The following is a 19992-nucleotide window of genomic DNA, read 5'->3' as shown; positions in this document are numbered from 1 at the left end:
CTCCCCCTCACCCGGATCGCATCTGACGATGCGATCCGACCTCTCCCCGCACGCGGGGCGAGGTTAACAGCCTCTGCTTCGCCCTCACTCCTCCGCAGGCACCCCGCGCTTCAACGCGGCGCGTGCGGCTTCGCGATGCTCCGGCGTGATGTGGCTTGCCACCATGCGGATCGCGGTTGCGAGCACCGCAGCGTCATCGGTGAAGCCGAGCACCGGCAGCATGTCCGGGATGAAGTCGAACGGCAGGATGAAATAGGCGATTGCGCCGAGCAGCGCGGCCTGGACATGGCGCGGCGTCTGCCGGTCGAACGCGCAGTAATACGCAGCCAACAAGTCCTCGGCGAAAGGCAGGCGCGCGACCACCTTCTTGAACTTGATCCAGAAGCGGCGGCGCACGCTTTCCCGGTCCTGCGCCAGCCGGTCGGCAGGCTCAAATCCCACGCCGTATTCGGACGTTGCCATCGCAAGGGTTCCTCGCGCCGCGCGACGTTTCGGCGGCGAACGATGCGAATTTGGGGATGTCGGCCAACCGGCGCAAGGCTACGGGCAGCCGGGTCAGTTGACCCCGAGCTGCCTTGCGATCGCGTTCATGGCCTTGGCGAGGTCGATATCGCGCTTGGTCACCCCGCCGACATCGTGGGTCGCCAGCACGACCTCGACCGTCTTGTAGACGTTCTTCCACTCGGGGTGATGGTCGCTCTTCTCGGCCACCAGGGCGGCGCGCGCCATGAAGCCGAAGGCCTCGTTGAAGTCCTTGAATACGAAGGTCTTTGCAATCGCCTCGCGTCCGGCCAGTTCCGACCAGCCGGCCAGTTCCCAAAGCGCGGCCTTCCTTGCTTCCGCTGACAGCCTTTCGACCATGGTAACCCTCCCGTTTGAGGCCAACTCTAGCCTAACAACCGGCCTCCGGGGTGGGATCCATGCCGAAATTGAGGCCGGAATCGCGTCCTATCGCCGCCGGTAACCATGACGGAGATGTAACATCAGTCGGTTCAGGAATTTGCTACAAATAGGGGGTGTATGCGCGTTGGCAGTTTTGCGAGATTGAGCCCCGACGATTGTTTACGAGATCGATGACCTGAGATCGATGACCGACGGCTCCGCCAGCATATCGCCCAAGCCGCTGCGTTCGGCGAAGCGACGACTGATGTTCGTATTGATCGCGGGCGCGCTCGCCATCATCGGCACGCTGATGGCCGGCTATTACTTCGCGGTACGCCCGGTGACGCTGCGGATCGCAGTCGGCCCGGCGAACAGCGATGACCTCAAGGTCGTTCAGGCGCTGGCGCAGGCCTTCAACAACCAGCAGCATACCCAGGTCAAGCTCCGACCAGTGCAGACCGACGGTGCCTCCGCCAGCGCGCAGACGCTGGCCGACGGCAAGGCCGATCTCGCCATCATCCGCGGCGATCTCGAAGTGCCGAAGAATGCGCAGGCGGTCGCGACCCTGCGCAAGAACGTCGTGGTGATGTGGGTTCCGCCCGCGAAGGGCAAGGTTCGGAAGTCGGCGCGGATCACCAAGATCGCACAACTTGCCGGCCGCAAGATCGGCGTCGTCGGACGCACCCCGGCCAATGTCAATTTGCTGAAGCTGATCCTGACACAATACGGCGTCGATCCGATGAAGGTCGATATCGTTCAATTCCCGGCCAATGAGGCGACGGACGCCATCAAGAACCTGAAGGCCGACGCCTATCTCGCCGTCGGCCCGGCCAACAGCAAGATCACGATCGATGCGATCACGGCGTCGACCAAGGACGGCGGTGAGCCCACGTTCCTGCCGATCGACGCTTCCGAGGCGATCGCGCAAAATCATCCGGCCTATGAGGCCGCGGAAATTCCGGCCGGCTCGCTCGGCTCGGCCGACCGGCCCGACGACGAGGTGAAGACGATCAGCTTCTCGCACCACATCGTCGCGCGAAAGGGCCTGTCGGACTCGACGGTCGCGGCATTCACCCGGCAATTGTTTGCGATCCGGCAGACGCTCAAGAACGATTTCCCGCTCGCCGCCAAGATCGAGACGCCCGACACCGACAAGGATGCCACCATTCCGGCGCATCCGGGCGCGGCCGCCTTCGTCGACGGCGAAGAGAAGACCTTCCTCGACCGCTACAGCGACTACATCTGGTGGAGCCTGATGGCGTTCTCGGCGATGGGCTCGGCCGGTGCGTGGTTCGCCGGCTACCTCAAGCAGGACGAGCGCAACACCAACACCTCACAGCGCGACCGGCTGCTGGAGATGCTGAAGGGCGCACGGCAAAGCGATTCGACCGAAGAGCTCGACCAGATGCAGGCGGAGGCCGACGACATCCTGCGTCACACGCTGGATAGCTTCGAGCATGGCGCCATCGAGGAAGGCACGCTGACCGCGTTCAACATCGCGCTCGAGCAGTTCCACAACGCGGTCGCCGACCGCAAGGCGCTGCTGCTGAGCATGCCGCAGAATTTGCAGCGCACCGCGACGCAGTTCAGAGCGGCGGGCACGGCGTAGGTCTTCCGACCTCCACCGCTTTGCTTATCCGCTCGATAGCTCCACAAACGCGTCATGCCCGGCCTTGTGCCCGCCTTCGCTGAAGCTTCGGCGAGACCAATTGCGAAGCCCGGCGAAGCCTTGGCGTAGCCGGCTGCCGGGCATCCACGTCTTGGTCCCCGCGACAGAAAGACGTGGATGGCCGGGACAAGCCCGGCCATGACGGCGCCGAAACACCGGTGCCAGCATATGCGATCGCCCTCCCCTTGTGGGATCACTCGCGGGTGGGGGCGCTTGCCAAAATATCGAAAACAACCCCATGCAAAGTAGCTCACTGCGCCCCTGTAATCTCTCCGTCATGGAATTTTTCTAGGTCTTGGCACGCCTGCGGCGCATTGTCGCTGTGACCTGAGGAGGCTCCCCATGACGATCCGGTTTTCGCGAAAGCTCACCCGCCGACACTTTCTCTCCACTGCGGCTGCGGCCGGCGCCGGCGTGATCGCGATGCCTTATCTGTCGCGCGCCGCCGATCGTCCCGTGATCACCCATGGCGTGCAGTCCGGCGATGTCGGCGTCGACGGCGGCGTGGTGTGGGCGCGTGCGGACCGGCCGTCGCAGATGATGGTCGAGGTCGCGACCACTGAATCGTTCAAGGACGCCCGCGCGCTGCCTCCGATCACGGCGCTGCCGGAGAGCGACTTTACCGCCAAGATGCTGCTGGAGAACCTGCCCTCAGGCCAGGACATCTTCTATCGCGTCCGCTTCCGCGACCTCGCCCATATCGACGTTGTCGGCGAGCCCGTGGTCGGCCGCTTCCGCACCGCGCCGAGCGACCGTCGCGACGTCTCCTTCGTGTGGGGCGGCGACGTCGCCGGCCAGGGCTGGGGCATCAACCCCGACGACGGCGGCATGATCACCTTCTCGGCGATGAAGAAGCACGCGCCGGATTTCTTCCTGCATTCCGGCGACACCATCTATGCCGACGGCATCATCACCGCCGAGCAGAAGCAGCCCGACGGCAAGATCTGGAAGAACATCACGATCCCCGAGAAGGCCAAGGTCGCCGAGACGCTCGACGAGTACCGCGCCGCGCACAAATACAATTTCCTCGACTCGAACTTGCGCGCCTTCAATGCCGAGGTGCCGATCTTCGTGCAATGGGACGATCACGAGGTGACCAACAACTGGTCGCTCTCGAAGCAGCTGCCGGCGGCCTACAAGGAGCGCGACATCAACGTGCTCGCCGCGCGCGCGGCAAAAGCCTTCCACGAGATGTATCCGATGCGCGAGAGCATCGTCGAGCCGGGCCGGGTCTATCGCACGCTGAGCTACGGCCCGCATCTCGACGTCTTCATGCTCGACGAGCGCAGCTATCGCGGCCCGAACGGTCCGAACCTGCAGGAGCAGTACGGCCCCGACGCCTATTTCATCGGGCCGGATCAGATGGCCTGGCTGAAGCGCGCGCTGCTCAACTCGCGCGCCACCTGGAAGGTGATCGCCTCCGACATGCCGCTCTCGTTGATCGTCTACGACGATGCGGCCAACAAGAAGGGCTCGGAAGCCTTCGCGCAGGGCGATGGGCCGGCGCGCGGCCGCGAGCTCGAGATCGCCGATATCCTGCGCTTCATCAAGACCGCCGGGATCGCCAACACGGTGTGGCTGACCGCCGACGTGCATTATGCGGCGGCGCACTACTACAACCCGAACAAGGCCCAGTTCCAGGAGTTCGACCCGTTCTGGGAATTCGTCTCCGGTCCGCTGCATGCCGGCACGTTCGGTCCGAACGAGCTCGACAACACGTTTGGTCCCGAGGTGAAGTTCGTCAAGGCGCCGGGCGAAGCCAACCAGAACCTGCCGCCGTCGGCCGGCATGCAGTTCTTCGGCCACGTCAAGATCGACGGCAAGAGCGGGCAGATGACGGTGAGCCTGCGCGACCGCGTCGACGCCGAGCTGTGGGCGATCACGCTCGATCCGAAGCCGGTGTAATCCTGTCGCAGCCCGGAACCGCGCTCCCCGTCCGCGATGCCCTTGTCCCAAAGGCGGCGCGTTGCGATTGACAGGGGATGGACGCGACCTGCCTCTTCCGGTACGTCTAGCAGAGCCGTTATGCTGGGGGCCCGGAGGGGCGGAGCATGAGGCGCTGCGAGTTCTTTCGCGTGCTCGGTGGCATCGTCGCGGGGTTTCGACCTCGCCGCTTGGTTATGGTCGCGATCGCAGTGTTCGCGCTGCTGCCGATCGAAGCCAGCGATGCGGGCTGGCTGCCTGATCTCTTCAAGACCTCATCCAAGCAAGCCAAATCGCCAAAGCGCGCGAAGTCGGCAAGGCAGTCGACAAGGCCGGCCAAATCGGCCAAGCACCGCGCGCCGGCCAAGCACCACGCCACCCGGCTTGCCGCGCTTGGGCCGGTCGCCCTGCCGCCTTCTGTTCTCAAGCCGGCCGCGGGCAAATGCGATCCCGCGACATTCCGGATCGTTCTGGATGTCGGACATACCGCTGAATCGGAAGGCGCGATCAGCGCGCGCAATGTCGCCGAGTTCGCCTTCAACCTGCGCCTTGCGCGGCTGATCGCGGAGAGGTTGAAGGCCGACGGCTTTGCCGAAACCAGGCTGCTTCTCACCGAAGGAAAGGCAAGACCCAGCCTGTTCAAGCGGGTCGCGAGCGCCAACAATCTGCGCGCGGATCTGCTGCTGTCGATCCACCATGATTCCGTGCCCAACAAGATGCTCGAGGACTGGGAATTCGAGGGCAAGAAGAGCCACTTCAGTGACCGCTTCAGCGGTTACTCCGTTTTCGTCTCCCGGGAGAATCCGGACTTCGAGACGAGCCTCCGGTTCGCCGAACTGACCGCGAAGGAAATGAAGGCGCAGGGGTTGCACTATGCCGTGCAATACAGCCTGCCCATCATGGGTAGCAACCAACACCCGCTGCTGAACAAGGACACCGGCGTCTACAGATATGATGAGCTGATCGTGCTGCGAAAGACCGCGATGCCCGCCGTCCTGCTGGAGGCAGGTTCGATCATCAACCGGGACGAAGAACTGCAGATGGACTCGCCGGAGCACCGCAACATCATCGCCGGCGGCGTCGCGTCTGCCGTGCAGGAGTTCTGCGATCCGCGATGGTCGCTGCTCGGTCCGCTCTGACAGCCTGCTGATTTCATTCCTGCTTGCCGGTCTTGAGCTCCGCGAATTTGGCAAGCGCCTGCTCGAACTTGGCGTTGAACAGCCACATCGCATCGAGGATTTCGCGGAAGGTTGCAGATGTCCGGGCCCGGTCGGCCCGGCCGTAAGCGAAAACGCTGTTGTTCCGCAGATATCCCATGATCCGGGGATCGGAGATTCTGTAGCCTGTGAGGTTGCCCGACCTGAGCGCGGCTTTGGTCGGCGTCGGAATGATCTGGATCAGCTCGAACAGCTTCATTTGATCGATCGGATTGGGCAGGGCTTTTGCGATCGCCGGGACCTGCGGGAAGATTTCCGCGTGCGCGTTCATGAGGCCGTCGCGCACCGCGGTCCAGTGATTGAACCGGTGATCGAGATTGCCGGCCCGCGCTTCTTCCCTGTCGTCGCGCCGGCTCAGCGCGGGATCGAGGGCCGCGATTGATCCCTTGATGGCTGCCCACTTCTTGCGACCGTTGTGGTCTTCGGACGGGCCGGTCTGCAGGCTCCCTTTGTAGGTGTTCGACCGCGCATTCCCTGCATTCTGCTTGCCGTTCGTCTCGGCGAAGAACAGGCCGAGGCTGATGCGGCCGGCGGCCGCGGCATCAGCTGCGTCCAGACTCTTGGCGCGCGCGATCACCGTCGCCAGATCGACGACGTCCTTGAATGGCGTCTCGGATGTTTGCGCGCCGGCGGGCGGCGCCTCCATGACGTCAAAGAGCTTCCGGTACTCATCGAGCAGCGGGTCATTGTCGGCGTCGAAATAGGCTGGAGGGATTCCCAGTTTGCCGGGTCTTCCAATCCGGGACGGCAGCGCGTCGGTGAGATCCTTGTACGTGCTCATCATCTCGACGCGGGCAAGATAGATCGCCTGGCCCGGCAGGTTCGGCAATGGCTGCCTGGCATCGATCTGCGCGCGACGCTGGCGCAGGATCGAGACGAAGTTCTTCAGGGCATTGTCGTAGGTCTCAAGCGCCGCGGATTGCACGCCCGTCAGCGCGGCCGGCGCAGCGGCCGCGGGAGACACGAAATGACCGACGACCACCGAGGCGAGCGGCGACGCGAGCAGCAGAGCGAGAGAGAGCGCGGCTGCGAGCGCTGCGGCAGATGTCCTGATCGCCATGGCGGCTTCCCGAGGCCTGTGCGTCGTCGAATCCGATTGGATCGTAGACGACGAAAGCGCCGGCGGCGAGGCCGAAGCCCGGCAATCCGTCAGAGCCCGTTTCTCAGCGCCGCCTCCAGCGATTCGCTCGAACACGGCTTGGTCAGCCGCGGCTTGCCGGCGAGCGAGTCCGGCAGCCGAATGTCCGCGCCATAGCCCGTGACGAACGCGAACGGCACCTTCAGCGCGTCGAGCCGCTCGGCGATCGCGAAGGTCTTCTCGCCCCTGACGAGGCCGACGTCGAGCAGCGCGAAATCCGGCGCGCGCTCGGCGATCAGCTCGAGCGCGCGGGCGACGTTCGCAGCGGTGCGCACCCTCCGGGCGCCGAAGCCAAGGATGGTGTCCTCGAAATAGAGCGAGATGATCGGATCGTCCTCGACCACGAGGACGTCACCGGGCTTGCCGGCATTGCGGGCGGATTCCATGGCTCGGTGTCCATTTCTTCGATGATGGATGAGAGACCGGATCAGTCCGGCCGGATGGCCCGCGACCGGCGCCTGAAAGCACGCCGGCTGTTCCCGTAGCGAAACCCATCACATCGCGAGCTGCTGCGTCTGTTCACTAGTGAACATAAACGCTGGAACATTTTCAGTATGGTTCGCGTTGGGTTTTCAGGATTTTCCAATGATTGAAAAACGGACCGATGTGGCCGGGACGAACGACCGGCCGTTCAACAATCTTTTGCGCCGGCTGAATGCCGTCGATTACGAGCTGATCGCGCCGTATCTTGCGGTGGTCGAGGCCGAGGCCGGCGACCTGCTCTACAATCCTGGCGACGATGTCCAGATCGTGCATTTTCCATGCGGACCGAGCCTTGCGTCTTACATGGTGCCCAACGAAGACGGGCGCGATGTCGAGACCATTCTGGTCGGCCGCGAGGGTGCGGTCGGCGGCATCGTCAGTCAGGGATTCCTGCCGGCCTATACCCGCATCACCGTCAAGTTCGGCGGCCCGTTCGTGCGACTGCCGATCAGCAAGCTCGACGCCGCCAAGCTGAGGTCGATCTCGGTGCGCAACATCTTCGCCCGTTATGCGGACTGCATGCTGGCGCAGATCTTCCAGTCGACGGCCTGCAATGCGATCCACTCGATCGAGCAGCGCGCCGCGAAATGGATCATCTCGGCGATCGAGCGCACCAACGGCAATGGCGTGGTGCCGCTTACGCATGAGCAGCTCTCGACCCTGCTCGGCGTCGGCCGCAGCTACACCAGCCGGGTGATCCAGAACTTCAAGGCGGAGGGCGTGCTGGACACCCGCCGCGGCGCGATCGTGATCCGCGACCCGGACAAGCTCAAGCTGCGCTCCTGCCTGTGCAACGAGGCGGTGAAGGATCACTTCGAGGAAGTGCTGCGCGGGGTGTATCCAAGCGAGGACAACCCGGCGAATTAGGCCCACTTACCTCTCCCCGCTCTTTGCGGGGAGAGGTCGGATCGCACTAGCGATCCGGGTGAGGGGCGAGGCACATTGCTCAACAAGCTGCAAGGTGCTCGCTGGATGGAAGCCCCTCACCCCAACCCTCTCCCCGCAAGAACGGGGAGAGGGAGAGCGACTATCGCGGATCAACTATCGCGGGCCGCGAAAATCACGCTACACTCGCCTCATGAGTGGGGCTGAACTTCACGCCGTCTTCGACGTTGCAGCATGGGGCGCGGCCGCGATCGCGATGTGGTGGCTGTCACGGGTGCGTGGGCTGCAATTCCCGCGGCAATCCTTCGAGCTGCCTTACATCGCGGCGCTGGTGTTCGGCGCCGGCATCGGCGCCTACATCTTCGGCACGCTGAACCTGTGGTTCTCGGGCATGACGGGCATCGCCCGCTCGGTCGAGGGCGCGCTGGCCGGCGGCATCGTCGCGATCGAGCTCTACAAATGGCGGCACGGCATCTCGCTGCGCACCGGGGCGCGGTTCGCGCTGCCGCTTGCGATCGGCGTCGCGGTCGGCCGGCTCGGCTGCTATTTCGCGGGGCTCGAGGATTTCACCTATGGCACGCCGACCACGCTGCCCTGGGGCCATGATTTCGGCGACGGCGTGCTGCGCCACCCGGTGCAGCTCTATGAGAGCCTCGCGATGGCGGCGTTCGCGGCGTTCTATGTCTGGGCCGTGTTGAACCGCAATGCCGCTGTCATCACCAATGGATTCTACCTCGTGCTGTTCTACTACGGCCTGCAGCGCTTCGTGTGGGAGTTCATCAAGCCCTACGGCGCGCTGATCGGCCCGTTCTCGCTGTTCCACCTGCTGTCGCTGTTTGTCATGGTCTATGCCGCCGTCATGCTGGCGACGGCGCCGAATGTGAGTGTGAAGCATGAACGCGCCGCTGCGTAAGTCCCGCCCCTACATCTTCTGGGGCCAGACCCAGTCGCTCTGCGAAACCTGCCTGACCCTGGTGCCGACCAAGATCCAGATTCTCGGCAACGAGGTCTGGTACGAGAAGCGCTGCAAGCAGCACGGCGTGCAATCGACGCTGGTCTCGACCGATTCAGCCTATTGGCGCCTGTGCAAGGATTTCATCAAGCCGGGTGACCGGCCGCTCGCCTTTCAGCGCCACACCGAATTCGGCTGCCCCTATGATTGCGGGCTGTGCCCGGACCATGAGCAGCACTCCTGCCTGGCGCTGATCGAGATCACCGAGCACTGCAACCTGACCTGCCCGGTGTGCTTTGCGGATTCCTCGCCGGCCCGCACCAGCTTCACGCCGCTGGCCAAGATCGAGAAGATGCTGGACGCACTGGTGGCGAGCGAGGGCGAGCCAGATCTGGTGCAGATCTCCGGCGGCGAGCCGACGCTGCATCCGGATTTCTTCGCCATTCTGGATGCGGTGCGCGCCCGCCCGATCCGCCACGTCATGATCAACACCAACGGCCTCAGGATCGCGCGCGAGCCGGAGTTCGTGGCAAAGCTCGCAGAGAACAAGCGCGGGCTGGAAGTCTATCTGCAGTTCGATTCGCTCAAGCGTGACGCGCTGGTCAATCTGCGCGGCGCGGATTTGCGAAAAATTCGCCAGCAGGCGCTGGAAAATCTCGAGCGCGAGGGCGTCTCGACCACGCTGGTCGCGACCATCAAGCGCGGCGTCAACGACGCCGAGATCGGCGACATCGTCCGCCATGCACTGACCTGGACATGCGTCCGCGGCGTCACGCTGCAGCCGCTGCAGGACGCCGGCCGCAACGAGAATTTCAACAAGGACACCGACCGCATCATGCTCTCGGAGATCCGCCAGCGCGTGATCGAGACCGGCGTGTTCGGCGACAAGGACATGATCCCGCTGCCGTGCAATCCCGAAAGCATCTCGATCGGCTACGGCCTGCGCAACGGTGACAAGGTGCTGCCGCTGACCTCGCTTATCCCGCAGGACCAGCTCGTCGCCGTGATGCCGAACACGATCAGCCCGGAGAAATATCCGGTGCTGCGCGAGAAATTCGTCGATTTGTTCTCGCTGTCGTCGGGGCCGCTGAACACCAGCGAGCGGGTCTGCGAATTGCTGTGCTGCCTGCCGAGCTTCGAGGTGCCGGAGGGCCTGACTTACGAGAACGTGTTCCGCGTCACCATCGTGCAGTTTCTCGATCGCTTCAATTTCTGCGTCGGCAACGTCAAGCGAAGCTGCATCCACTTCGTCACCGAGAGCGGTGCGATCATCCCGTTCGACACCTACAACCTGTTCTACCGCAATGGGCTGATCGACGGCATCCGCGCGAGCCTGGCCGGCCAGACCTATCGAGAGGCACGGCAGAGCGAGGAGGTGCCAAGGTGAGCGAGACCGGCGCGCCTCCGTCCCGTCCTCCGCAGCAGCGCAGCGGCTGCGTGACGGCGCTGATGATCGTCGCCGGCGTCATTCTGTTGCTGCCCGGCCTCTGCGCGCTGCTCTTCGTATTTGCCGGCATCGCCAAGACAGCCTCCGATGACCTTCAGTTCGTTGCCGCCTGCCTGTTGGTGGCGTGCCTCGGCGTGGCCCTGATCTGGTGGGCCATCCGCAGACCTGGCTCCTAGAGACGGCTCGCATCACGAACCCACTGGTGGACCAACAGCCATGAGCGAGACCAATCCCCCTCCCGTGCCGCCTGCACCAGCGCAGCCGCCCGCGCTGCCCCCGCCACGCAGCGGCTGCGCGACCGCGTTCATGGTGGTGTTCGGGCTGGTCCTGCTGCTGCCCGGGCTGTGCGCCGTCCTGTTCGGGATCGGTTCGCTGACCAACTCGAGCCTGGAGCCCGGCCTGCTGTTCCTGATCCTGCTCGGCCTTCTGGTCGGGTTCGCCGGCATCATGCTGATCCGGGCTGCGATCAAGGGGCGGTAGCCGTAGGAGGCGCGACGAATCATGAGCAGCCTGGACCAATCGCCGCCGAACAGCCCTTGGCAACCGCGCCAAAGCAGCGGCTGTCTGACCTCGTTCATGCTGTTTCTGGGCGTCATCCTGCTGCTGCCCGGCGTGCTGTGTGCAGTCCTGATCGTCACCTCGGTCGAACCGGGCAGGGACCCATTCACGCCGGTGGTGATGTTGATCGCGCTTGGCGGCGTCGTATTGATCGTTTTGGCCCGTTCCCGGAAATGACGCCGGACACGGGAACCTGCCAAAACCGGCCCTTCCGGCCCTAATTTCGATCGACCAAACCGCCAATAAATCATTGTTTTTTGGTGATTTCTGACTATATTGCGCCGCAACGCGCAAGGTGCCCGGTCCTCTGACCGGGCTTCCTTTTTGGGGTGATGCGTCCCCGTCAAATTTCTTGGGTATGAGCGTGATCCGGGCCCCGATTGGGCCACGCGAGCGAGCGGCCGGCCAAACTGGTCCGGCGAGATCGCGCATCTGACCATTGCACGACCAGAAGAAGAGCCATGAACCTTCGCAACGTCGCTATCATCGCCCACGTCGACCACGGCAAGACCACCCTCGTCGACCGCTTGCTGCAGCAATCCGGCACCTTCCGCGAGAACCAGAAGGTCACCGAACGCGCCATGGACTCCAACGATCTGGAGCGTGAGCGCGGCATCACCATTCTGGCCAAGGCCGCCTCGGTGCAGTGGAAGGATATCCGCGTCAACATCGTCGACACCCCCGGCCACGCCGACTTCGGCGGCGAGGTCGAGCGCATCCTCAACATGGTGGACGGCGCACTGGTGCTGGTCGACGCCGCCGAGGGTCCGCTGCCGCAGACCAAGTTCGTGGTGTCGAAGGCGCTCAAGATCGGCCTGAAGCCGATCGTCGTGATCAACAAGGTCGACCGTCCCGACGCCCGCCCGACCGAAGTCATCAACGAGGTGTTCGACCTGTTCGCGGCGCTCGACGCCAGCGAGGAGCAACTCGACTTCCCGATCCTGTACGGGTCGGCCAAGCAGGGCTGGATGGCCGAGAGCCCGGAGGGTCCGAAGGACCTCGGCATGCAGCCGCTGTTCGACCTGATCGTGCGCCATGTCGAGCCGCCGAAGGTCGAGGAAGGTCCGTTCCGGATGATCGGCACCATTCTCGAGGCCAATCCCTATCTCGGCCGCATCATCACCGGCCGCATCTCCTCCGGCTCGATCAAGCCGAACCAGCAGGTCAAGGTGCTGTCCGCCGACGGCAAGCAGATCGAGAGCGGCCGCCTGACCAAGATCCTCGCCTTCCGCGGCCTCGAGCGCACCCCGCTCGAGGAGGCCGAGGCCGGCGACATCGTCGCGATCGCGGGCCTCACCAAGGGCACCGTCGCCGATACCTTCTGCGATCCCTCGGTCGAGACGCCGCTGCCGGCGCAGCCGATCGATCCGCCGACGGTGTCGATGTCGTTCATCGTCAACAACTCGCCGCTCGCCGGCACCGAAGGCGACAAGGTGACCTCGCGCATGATCCGCGACCGCCTGATGCGCGAAGCCGAGGGCAATGTCGCGCTGCGCGTCGTCGAGGCCGCCGACAAGGATTCCATGGAAGTCTCCGGCCGCGGCGAATTGCAGCTCGCGATCCTGATCGAGACCATGCGCCGCGAGGGCTTTGAGCTCTCGGTGTCGCGCCCGCGCGTCGTGCTGCAGAAGGACGAGGCAACCGGCAATTGGCAGGAGCCGATCGAAGAGGTCGTGATCGACGTCGACGAGGAGCATTCCGGCGTCGTCGTGCAGAAGATGAGCGAGCGCAAGGCCGAGATGATCGAGATGCGCCCGTCCGGCGGCAATCGCCTGCGGCTGGTGTTCTACGCGCCGACCCGCGGCCTGATCGGCTACCAGGGCGAACTGCTCACCGACACCCGCGGCACCGCGATCATGAACCGCATCTTCCACGGCTATGCCGCCTACAAGGGCGAGATCCAGGGCCGCCGCAACGGCGTCCTGATCTCCAACGACCAGGGCGAAGCGGTGGCCTATGCGATGTTCAAGCTGGAAGACCGCGGCCCGATGATGATCGAGCCGGGCTGGAAGGTCTATAAGGGCATGATCGTCGGCGAGCACACCCGCGACAACGACCTCGAGATCAACGTGCTGAAGGGCAAGCAGCTCACCAACATCCGCACCACCTCGAAGGACGAAGCGGTACGCCTGACGCCGCCGATCCGGATGACCCTGGAAAAGGCGCTTGCCTATATCGAGGACGACGAGCTCGTCGAGGTGACGCCGAAGTCGATCCGGTTGCGCAAGAAGCACCTCGACCCGAACGACCGCAAGCGCGCCGAGAAGGCCAAAGAGGCCGTAGCCTAAGCGGTGGCGTAAGCGATCTGTCGTGCCCCGGCTTGACCGGGGCACCCAGTACGCCGCGGCTCATCAGCTCAATCACTCCTGTCTCTGAAATACTGGATCACCCGCATTCGCATTCGCGAGTGATGACAGTCATGCACGCGGCCGCTTTAGACACGCCTTCGGACGTGCTAGAGCCGGGACATGAGTTCCCTTCCCTCCACGGTCGATGTTGCCATCATCGGCGCCGGCGCCGCAGGCCTCGGCGCGGCGCATGCACTGAAGGGCACCGGCCTTTCCAGCATCGTGCTGGAGGCCCGCGACCGCCTCGGCGGCCGCGCGCATACGATTCAGGCCGCGCCTGACGTGGTGTTCGACGTCGGCTGCGGCTGGCTGCACTCGGCCGACCAGAACAGCTTCGTCGGCATCGCCGAGCAGCTCAGCTTCGAACTCAACAAGGACCTGCCGCCGTGGCGCGAGCGCGCTTATGGCAAGGCGTTCCCGCAGGCCGATCGCGATGCGTTCATGCTTGCGCTCGACGAGTTCTACGATCGCCTCGAAGCGGCCGCGCACGGCGGCAAGGACGGTTCAGCCGATCGGTATCTCGAGCCCGGCAACCGCTGGAACCCGATGATCGATGCGATCTCGACCTATGTGAACGGCTGCGAGCTCGACCGGCTCTCGATCCTCGACTTCGACGCCTATGAGGACAGCAACGTCAATTGGCGCGTGAAGCGCGGCTATGGCGCGCTCGTCGCAGCCTATGGCGAACACGTATCGGTCGCACTGAACTGCGAAGTCAGGCTGATCGATCACGCAGGCCCGCGCGTCCGCATCGAGACCTCGCGCGGCACGTTGGAAGCGGACAGGGTGATCGTCACCGTGCCGACCAACCTGATCGCCGACGAGGCGATCCGCTTTTCGCCTGCGCTGCCGGACAAGCTCGATGCCGCGCGCAATCTGCCGCTCGGCCTCGCCGACAAGGTGACGCTGGCGCTCGCCGAGCCCGAGGCGCTGCCCAAGGAAGGCAATTTGCGCGGCGCCACCATGCGCACCGAGATGGGCACCTATCACATCCGCCCGTTCGGCCAGCCCTGCATCGAGGGCTTCTTCGGCGGCCGTTTTGCGCAAGCGCTCGAAGACGCCGGCGACGGCGCCATCGCCGCGCACAGCATCGACGAGATCGTCTCCTTCCTCGGCAATGACTTCCGCCGCAAGCTGAGGCCGCTCAGTGAATCCCGCTGGGCCCACGACCCGTTCGCCCGCGGCTCCTACTCGCACGCGCTGCCCGGCCACGCCGACAAGCGCGCCGTGCTGGCCGCCCCGGTCGACGGGCGATTGTTCTTCGCGGGAGAGGCGACGTCACCGCATTTCTTCTCGACGGCGCACGGCGCGCGGGACAGCGGAGAGAGGGCGGCGAAGGAAGTGATGGGTGCGACTAGCAGACCAAAATAGTCGCGTGACTATCGAGCCGTCTCACTTTTTGAAAACAACATCTCTGTGAAATTTCAGATAGTGCGGGTTTGGATAAAGGGTTTGATCTTTTGGCAGATTAATCAATCCGCTTTGATTGAGAAGCCTAACAGCATCTTCGGGAACGTGATTCTTAGAAACTAGAATCTTGTAGTCATCGCCAATCGAGATCAGCCCTCGATCAAACATCCAGTGCACCGTTCCGGACAACGCCAGCCCATTCCGAACTGAGTCGGGTCCGTTTGACGCCACCGGCTGAATGTGTGCTGCCTGCACTTCCGGTCGACCTCCGCCGTTAATCAATCGCAAGCCCGTTATGGCACACCTGTTAGAGTAGGCGGCTCGCACGCTGTGCATAAACGATCTCTCTCGAAACGGTCGAGAGACAACCATTTCGACCACAGGTCGTATGAACGGTGTCGGTGGTTCGGAGTATCCAGGCAGCGGGGCCTCCAACGGAGGCGCCTCGCTAAGAATTGGCGCAAACCCAGCTCGCAAGATTCGATCGAATTCGTTATCCGGGATCAGTCGCACAGCGCGACCAAAAGCACCTTTGTTGGTGCTGCCGTCATCCTTCTCGAGCGCGCTTTCGTAGTACTTGCCTTGCTCTTGAAACGGGACGACCGTGTCAAAATCCAGATACGTGGCGCTATCAATGATTGCAAAGTAGTGATCGGCTAGTTCGACATCCTCAATCACCGAATTGACGCGCGCTACACCGAAATAAGACTGACGACCTCCCCTACTCGAAAGCTCAGCGCTTGATCTTCGTGGCTCGTAGTAGACGATGTAGTCGCCGACCGTTTGCTGGACATAGTTAAGATATGTGCGCGGAAAGTGATACCTCTCCTCGGGCAGGTCCTTGTAGCTCGGAGTAACCTTGGAAGTAAAAACTGCCTTGGTCATAGAACAAAACCTTCGCGCCCAACTATCTCAGACTTCTTCAATCTAAAGTGGCTCTTACCATTTGGATAGCCTCCGACCTTCGCGCCTCCTAATCCAACACCCTCGCGCGCATATCAGCATCGGGCACGAAACACGTCTCGTACTTGCCGAAGACGCGATAGCGATTGCGGGCGATGAGGCTGTAGACGGCGTCGCGCAGCGGCTTGGGCACTGCGAACAGCACGCGGGTCCAGCCCCAGCCGGGGAGATGGCTCAGCACCGTCAGTGCCGCGTCGGACTTCATCCAGGCGACGCCGCCGTGGACGACGGCGTTGGTGTCGGGGTCCTCAGGGTCGATGCCGAAGGTTTTTGCCAGCCGCGTGCCGTAGTCGGACTGGATCGCCGTGAAGCGGAAACGGCGCGCTGTGTCGCGCGCAATGACGAAGCGGACCCAGCGCGAGCAGAAGATGCAGACGCCGTCATAGAGGATCACGTCGTCGTCGGGCCACTTGCTCATCCTGTTTTCCTTCGACGCGTTTTCTTCACGCGAACCGGTTCCCACTTCGCTTGAAAACGCTATCGCTTATCCAGCAGCAGCAGTGCCACCAGCATGAGCACGATCGCGGGCGCGGTCTTCACCAGCGCGCCGAGCGGCTCGATCCAGAGATCGGGCGTCAGGATCGCCGATCCCACCATGTAGCCGAGCGAGGCGATGATGCCGGCAACGAGACCGAACGCCGCGGTGCGGCGGATCGCAATCAGCACGCCGATACTCATGTCGATCAGGCTGGTCAGCACCGTCACCGGCCCGACCAGAGCGGGCGGAAAATGGTGCGCGGTCAGAATGGCGGCGGCGGCATCATAGGAGATCACCAGCGCGATGAAGCCGGACGCAACCCAGAACAGCACCAGACTCGCGAAGATCAACGCCTTGATCAGGAACAGCCGCGCGAACCATTTGTCCTGGATCGTCGCCGGACGCGCGCCGACCACTTGTGCGATCGTCTTCGGCGCGATGCCGGTGGCATCCATCCAGGCCGAGGGATCGCCGGTGACGCCGCGGCGCAGCTCGGCGATCGCGGTGGTCCGCAGCGGCGGCATCCAGCCGAGCCGGCTGGTGAGATCGCCGAGGCGAGCGCCGAGATCGATCAGGAACGACGGCGAGGCGATGCGGAAATGTTTCGACGTGCCGAACGACCAGCGGAACTGGGCGACGACGCCGCCGAGCGAGACCGGCTGCTTCTGCATCAGGTCCCATGTCACCGCTCGCACGCGCTCGTCGGCGACATCGCGTGCCGCGAGCCAGGCGATGGTCGCGGCGATATCCTCGACCGCGACCGGCTGAAACGGCGTCGCGGCCTCGTCGGCCGGCAGATCGACCGGCAGCGCCGCCAGCGCGCGCAGCATGGCGCTACCGCCATAGGCCGATGGCGCAATGACGAAGCCCGGGCGCAGGATCGCATGCGCGATCCCTGACGCCACAATCAGCCGCTCGGCCTCACGCTTGGTGGTGCTGAAGGCGGTGCGGTCCTCATTGGCCGTGCCGGGAATCGAGATGTGGACGAGACGGATGGCGCGGTGGCTGTCGCCGATCGCTTGCAGCAGCCGCGCGACGAAATCGCGATGCACCGCGCTTGTGTCGCTGCCCGGACCATCCTGCAGTACGCCCAGGCAATTCACGACGACGTCCACTTCATGCGTGCGAACGAGCTGCGTCAGCGCCGCGGCATCCATCGACATCACAGGCAGCTCGAGGTCGGCTGCGCTCATCTTTTGTGCAGGCGTGAAATGCCGCGCGATCCCGATCACGTGAAAGCCACGGGCCCTCAAATCATCGATGACATAGCGTCCGATCAATCCCGACGCGCCGAGCACGAGGATGTTGTGTGATGCGTCGTCACTCATGGGAGCCCTAGACTAGACTATCCAGTGCCGTCATTCCGGGGCGATGCGAAACATCGAACCCGGAATCTCGAGATTCCGGGTTCGCTTCGCGCCCCGGAATGACGACACTGGACTAAAATGGTTTCGCGATCATCAGCCACAGGATGATCATCACCGAGCCGAAGCCGGGAATCCCGAACAGGAACCAGCGGCGAAACAGCGCATGGTAACGCGGCGGCAGCGGCAGACCCTTGTCGGCCGCCGCCTGTGCGAGGTCGCGCATTTCCATCTGCATGAAGACAACAGGAACCCAAAACACGCCGGCGAGCGCGTAGAGCGCAAGCGACGCCAGCAGCCAGCGCTCGGTGATGCCCGTCGACGACAGCATCATCAGCAGGCCGCCGCTCACCGGCTGCAGCAGCACGGCGCTCAGCGTGAAGATCATGTCCGCTATCACGACGGTCGTCGCCGTGCGCGCGATGAACGCCGCATCATGGGTGCGATGGGCCGCCAGCATGAAGAAGGCGATGCCGGTCCCGGTGCCGAGGATCACGATGGCGCCGAGCACATGCAGATATTTGATCAGGAAATAGAGCGTCATCGCAGTCCGCTCGCGATCGGGCCGGTTTCGGCGCGCACAGATACTGCTGCTGCCATAGGCCGGGCGCGCGCGAAAATCCACTGCGGCGGCGCAGGCGCGGCGCACCCGGAGTACCCACATCGCGTCTGGATCGCGCGCCAAATCCTGCCGGCGAATCAGCCCCGAACGAGCTTTTCCAAGCGACGGCAGTGTCATATTGCGCGCGCGATTCACGCTTTGCACAGGGCGAGACCAGCGATTGCTCGCTTGAGCCCGGCATGTGTCCTTTTTCGGAACAAGTTTTCATGACACTGATGCAAAAAATCCACAGGTTAACCGATAATTAACGATGGACCTTGAAGGCGGCCCGCTGACTTGCTTTGATTAGGTGCATGAGCACAACGCTAATCGAGGTCCGGCCGGCCAAAGCTGCAGACGCGGCTGCGGTGGCGTCTACCCATGACGAAGCCTGGCGCTCGGCGTATCAGGGAATCATCCCCGGCGCCGAACTCGAAAAGCTGATCAATCGCCGTGGCCCGCAGTGGTGGGACAGCGCCATCCGCAAGGGCAGCCGCGTCAGCGTGCTGGTGTTCGGCGACCGGATCGCGGGCTATGCCAATTACGGCCGCAACCGCGCCCGCAGCCTGCATTTCGAAGGCGAGATCTACGAACTCTATCTGCGGCCGGAATTCCAGGGCCTCGGCTTCGGCCGTCGCCTGTTCGCCTCCGCCCGCCGCGACCTGCTGCAGAGCGGCCTGAAGAGCATGGTGATCTGGGCGCTCTCGGATAACGAGCCGGCGACCGAGTTCTACCGCGCGCTGGGCGGCCGGATGGTGGCGCGCTCCTCGGAGCGGTTCGGGCCGAAGTCGCTCGACAAGGTCGCTTTCGCTTGGGCGAACTGAAAATCCTGCTTCTCTCGCAGCTGCGGCAAGGCTAAACCAGCCTGAGCGTTTGCGCGCGACAGCCAGCCCGGCTCCCAAGGCCGGGCCTGATGCTGTTTTGCGGCCTAGCGGCGCCAACCAAAAAATCACATCGTTCTCAACTTCCAAAGGCCACGCGGAGCAATCCATGCGTATCGACGCCATATCGATCGGAAAAAATCCGCCCCACGACGTCAACGTCATCATCGAGGTTGCCGTCGGCGGCGAGCCCATCAAGTACGAGATGGACAAGGAGGCCGGCACGCTCGTGGTGGACCGCTTCCTGTACACGCCGATGCGCTATCCCGGCAATTACGGCTTCATCCCGCACACCCTGTCGGGCGACGGCGATCCCTGCGACGTGCTGATCGTCAACACCCGCGCGATCGTGCCGGGCGCCGTGATGAGCGTCCGCGTGGTCGGCGTGCTCTTGATGGAGGACGAGGCCGGCGGCGACGAGAAGATCATCGCGGTGCCGTCGTCGAAGCTGACCCAGCGCTACGACAAGGTGCAGAACTACAACGACCTGCCCGACATCACGCTGCAGCAGATCCAGCACTTCTTCGAGCACTACAAGGATCTCGAGAAGGGCAAGTGGGTGAAGGTGCTGCGCTGGGGCGACGCCGACGAAGCCCGCAAGCTGATCCTCGAAGGCATCGAGCGCGCGAAGAAGAAGTAGGACTCGCTGCCAAGACTCCCTCGCCCCGCTCTTGCGGGGAGAGGGCCGGGGTGAGGGGCTCTATCCGCGCATTCGGTGCGAAGGGGATCTGCGGAGACTCCCCCTCACCCGGATTGCATCTAACGATGCAATCCGACCTCTCCCCGCAAGCGG

General features: G+C 63.7%; 21 protein-coding genes. 13 read left to right on the top strand and 8 right to left on the bottom strand.

What is annotated here, in order from left to right:
* Window positions 1–84: 84 nt before the first annotated feature.
* Together H8A95_RS26560 and H8A95_RS26555 are read right to left on the bottom strand one after the other, a co-directional pair.
* A complete protein-coding gene (locus H8A95_RS26560; RefSeq protein ID WP_163159858.1) occupies window positions 85–462 on the bottom strand; it encodes a YkvA family protein in 378 nt (125 codons plus the stop codon).
* Between the two features lie 93 nt (window positions 463–555).
* Window positions 556–861 (bottom strand): 4a-hydroxytetrahydrobiopterin dehydratase, encoded by a 306-nt coding sequence (locus tag H8A95_RS26555; protein ID WP_229185893.1) that lies wholly within the window; start codon window positions 859–861, stop codon window positions 556–558.
* A gap of 226 nt (window positions 862–1087) precedes the next feature.
* Between H8A95_RS26555 and H8A95_RS26550 the strand changes: the two genes are divergently transcribed.
* From H8A95_RS26550 to H8A95_RS26540, 3 genes are all read left to right on the top strand, one after another.
* Entirely contained in the window at window positions 1088–2491 is a 1404-nt protein-coding gene (locus tag H8A95_RS26550) for a TAXI family TRAP transporter solute-binding subunit (protein ID WP_229185892.1), read from the top strand.
* Between the two features lie 402 nt (window positions 2492–2893).
* Window positions 2894–4456, top strand: a complete 1563-nt coding sequence (locus tag H8A95_RS26545) for an alkaline phosphatase D family protein (RefSeq protein WP_229185891.1) — start codon at window positions 2894–2896, stop codon at window positions 4454–4456.
* A 146-nt stretch (window positions 4457–4602) separates the two neighbouring features.
* Entirely contained in the window at window positions 4603–5613 is a 1011-nt protein-coding gene (locus tag H8A95_RS26540; RefSeq protein WP_229185890.1) for an N-acetylmuramoyl-L-alanine amidase family protein, read from the top strand.
* A gap of 13 nt (window positions 5614–5626) precedes the next feature.
* Here H8A95_RS26540 and H8A95_RS26535 read toward each other — a convergent pair whose 3' ends face one another.
* Window positions 5627–6751 (bottom strand): hypothetical protein, encoded by a 1125-nt coding sequence (locus H8A95_RS26535; RefSeq protein ID WP_229185889.1) that lies wholly within the window; start codon window positions 6749–6751, stop codon window positions 5627–5629.
* Window positions 6752–6840: 89 nt separating this feature from the next.
* Window positions 6841–7215: a response regulator gene (locus H8A95_RS26530; RefSeq protein ID WP_229185888.1), complete on the bottom strand. Its 375-nt coding sequence runs from the start codon at window positions 7213–7215 to the stop codon at window positions 6841–6843.
* 199 nt (window positions 7216–7414) lie between these two features.
* Between H8A95_RS26530 and H8A95_RS26525 the strand changes: the two genes are divergently transcribed.
* From H8A95_RS26525 to H8A95_RS26490, 8 genes are all read left to right on the top strand, one after another.
* A complete protein-coding gene (locus tag H8A95_RS26525) occupies window positions 7415–8179 on the top strand; it encodes a Crp/Fnr family transcriptional regulator (RefSeq protein ID WP_229185887.1) in 765 nt (254 codons plus the stop codon).
* A 211-nt stretch (window positions 8180–8390) separates the two neighbouring features.
* Window positions 8391–9110 carry a prolipoprotein diacylglyceryl transferase gene (locus H8A95_RS26520; RefSeq protein WP_229185886.1) on the top strand — a complete coding sequence of 240 codons (720 nt, stop codon included), beginning with the start codon at window positions 8391–8393 and terminating at the stop codon, window positions 9108–9110.
* Window positions 9091–10536 carry a radical SAM protein gene (locus tag H8A95_RS26515; protein ID WP_229185885.1) on the top strand — a complete coding sequence of 482 codons (1446 nt, stop codon included), beginning with the start codon at window positions 9091–9093 and terminating at the stop codon, window positions 10534–10536. The genes H8A95_RS26520 and H8A95_RS26515 overlap by 20 nt, the downstream gene beginning before the upstream one ends.
* On the top strand, window positions 10533–10772 hold the full coding sequence (locus H8A95_RS26510; protein ID WP_229185884.1) for a hypothetical protein: 240 nt from the start codon (window positions 10533–10535) through the stop codon (window positions 10770–10772). Before H8A95_RS26515 ends, H8A95_RS26510 begins: the two co-directional genes overlap by 4 nt.
* 40 nt (window positions 10773–10812) lie before the next feature.
* Window positions 10813–11076: a hypothetical protein gene (locus H8A95_RS26505; RefSeq protein ID WP_229185883.1), complete on the top strand. Its 264-nt coding sequence runs from the start codon at window positions 10813–10815 to the stop codon at window positions 11074–11076.
* A 21-nt stretch (window positions 11077–11097) separates the two neighbouring features.
* Window positions 11098–11331, top strand: coding sequence for a hypothetical protein (locus tag H8A95_RS26500; RefSeq protein WP_229185882.1), 234 nt, complete (start codon window positions 11098–11100; stop codon window positions 11329–11331).
* A gap of 284 nt (window positions 11332–11615) precedes the next feature.
* Window positions 11616–13442: a translational GTPase TypA gene (typA, locus tag H8A95_RS26495; RefSeq protein ID WP_229185881.1), complete on the top strand. Its 1827-nt coding sequence runs from the start codon at window positions 11616–11618 to the stop codon at window positions 13440–13442.
* 180 nt (window positions 13443–13622) lie between these two features.
* Complete coding sequence (locus H8A95_RS26490; RefSeq protein WP_229185880.1) at window positions 13623–14873, top strand: flavin monoamine oxidase family protein; 1251 nt, start codon at window positions 13623–13625, stop codon at window positions 14871–14873.
* A 21-nt stretch (window positions 14874–14894) separates the two neighbouring features.
* Here H8A95_RS26490 and H8A95_RS26485 read toward each other — a convergent pair whose 3' ends face one another.
* The 4 genes from H8A95_RS26485 to H8A95_RS26470 all read right to left on the bottom strand — a co-directional run bounded on the left by H8A95_RS26485 (window position 14895) and on the right by H8A95_RS26470 (window position 18261).
* Entirely contained in the window at window positions 14895–15797 is a 903-nt protein-coding gene (locus H8A95_RS26485; RefSeq protein ID WP_229185879.1) for an HNH endonuclease, read from the bottom strand.
* Window positions 15798–15885: 88 nt separating this feature from the next.
* The gene (locus H8A95_RS26480; RefSeq protein ID WP_229185878.1) at window positions 15886–16293 is read right to left on the bottom strand and encodes a thiol-disulfide oxidoreductase DCC family protein; all 408 of its coding nucleotides are present in this window, start codon (window positions 16291–16293) and stop codon (window positions 15886–15888) included.
* A 59-nt stretch (window positions 16294–16352) separates the two neighbouring features.
* The gene (locus H8A95_RS26475) at window positions 16353–17681 is read right to left on the bottom strand and encodes an SDR family oxidoreductase (RefSeq protein ID WP_229185877.1); all 1329 of its coding nucleotides are present in this window, start codon (window positions 17679–17681) and stop codon (window positions 16353–16355) included.
* 112 nt (window positions 17682–17793) lie between these two features.
* Complete coding sequence (locus H8A95_RS26470; RefSeq protein ID WP_229185900.1) at window positions 17794–18261, bottom strand: DUF2269 family protein; 468 nt, start codon at window positions 18259–18261, stop codon at window positions 17794–17796.
* Window positions 18262–18632: 371 nt separating this feature from the next.
* Between H8A95_RS26470 and H8A95_RS26465 the strand changes: the two genes are divergently transcribed.
* On the top strand, window positions 18633–19142 hold the full coding sequence (locus tag H8A95_RS26465; RefSeq protein WP_106326641.1) for a GNAT family N-acetyltransferase: 510 nt from the start codon (window positions 18633–18635) through the stop codon (window positions 19140–19142).
* A 166-nt stretch (window positions 19143–19308) separates the two neighbouring features.
* The gene (gene ppa, locus H8A95_RS26460; protein WP_028343771.1) at window positions 19309–19839 is read left to right on the top strand and encodes an inorganic diphosphatase; all 531 of its coding nucleotides are present in this window, start codon (window positions 19309–19311) and stop codon (window positions 19837–19839) included.
* Window positions 19840–19992: the final 153 nt, after the last annotated feature.

Source organism: Bradyrhizobium oropedii, from assembly GCF_020889685.1.
Lineage (GTDB): Bacteria > Pseudomonadota > Alphaproteobacteria > Rhizobiales > Xanthobacteraceae > Bradyrhizobium > Bradyrhizobium oropedii.
Note: the sequence above shows the minus strand (reverse complement) of the source record. Positions and strands in the feature narration are given on the sequence as shown.

Coding starts and splice junctions, on each gene's coding strand:
- ppa (WP_028343771.1), top strand. CDS start 19,309: ATGCGTATCGACGCCATATCGATCGGAAAAAATCCGCCCCACGACGTC.
- H8A95_RS26480 (WP_229185878.1), bottom strand. CDS start 16,293: ATGAGCAAGTGGCCCGACGACGACGTGATCCTCTATGACGGCGTCTGC.
- H8A95_RS26555 (WP_229185893.1), bottom strand. CDS start 861: ATGGTCGAAAGGCTGTCAGCGGAAGCAAGGAAGGCCGCGCTTTGGGAA.
- H8A95_RS26500 (WP_229185882.1), top strand. CDS start 11,098: ATGAGCAGCCTGGACCAATCGCCGCCGAACAGCCCTTGGCAACCGCGC.
- H8A95_RS26470 (WP_229185900.1), bottom strand. CDS start 18,261: ATGACGCTCTATTTCCTGATCAAATATCTGCATGTGCTCGGCGCCATC.
- H8A95_RS26535 (WP_229185889.1), bottom strand. CDS start 6,751: ATGGCGATCAGGACATCTGCCGCAGCGCTCGCAGCCGCGCTCTCTCTC.
- H8A95_RS26515 (WP_229185885.1), top strand. CDS start 9,091: ATGAACGCGCCGCTGCGTAAGTCCCGCCCCTACATCTTCTGGGGCCAG.
- typA (WP_229185881.1), top strand. CDS start 11,616: ATGAACCTTCGCAACGTCGCTATCATCGCCCACGTCGACCACGGCAAG.
- H8A95_RS26520 (WP_229185886.1), top strand. CDS start 8,391: ATGAGTGGGGCTGAACTTCACGCCGTCTTCGACGTTGCAGCATGGGGC.
- H8A95_RS26530 (WP_229185888.1), bottom strand. CDS start 7,215: ATGGAATCCGCCCGCAATGCCGGCAAGCCCGGTGACGTCCTCGTGGTC.
- H8A95_RS26475 (WP_229185877.1), bottom strand. CDS start 17,681: ATGAGTGACGACGCATCACACAACATCCTCGTGCTCGGCGCGTCGGGA.
- H8A95_RS26490 (WP_229185880.1), top strand. CDS start 13,623: ATGAGTTCCCTTCCCTCCACGGTCGATGTTGCCATCATCGGCGCCGGC.
- H8A95_RS26485 (WP_229185879.1), bottom strand. CDS start 15,797: ATGACCAAGGCAGTTTTTACTTCCAAGGTTACTCCGAGCTACAAGGAC.
- H8A95_RS26545 (WP_229185891.1), top strand. CDS start 2,894: ATGACGATCCGGTTTTCGCGAAAGCTCACCCGCCGACACTTTCTCTCC.
- H8A95_RS26560 (WP_163159858.1), bottom strand. CDS start 462: ATGGCAACGTCCGAATACGGCGTGGGATTTGAGCCTGCCGACCGGCTG.
- H8A95_RS26525 (WP_229185887.1), top strand. CDS start 7,415: ATGATTGAAAAACGGACCGATGTGGCCGGGACGAACGACCGGCCGTTC.
- H8A95_RS26550 (WP_229185892.1), top strand. CDS start 1,088: ATGACCGACGGCTCCGCCAGCATATCGCCCAAGCCGCTGCGTTCGGCG.
- H8A95_RS26465 (WP_106326641.1), top strand. CDS start 18,633: ATGAGCACAACGCTAATCGAGGTCCGGCCGGCCAAAGCTGCAGACGCG.
- H8A95_RS26540 (WP_229185890.1), top strand. CDS start 4,603: ATGAGGCGCTGCGAGTTCTTTCGCGTGCTCGGTGGCATCGTCGCGGGG.
- H8A95_RS26505 (WP_229185883.1), top strand. CDS start 10,813: ATGAGCGAGACCAATCCCCCTCCCGTGCCGCCTGCACCAGCGCAGCCG.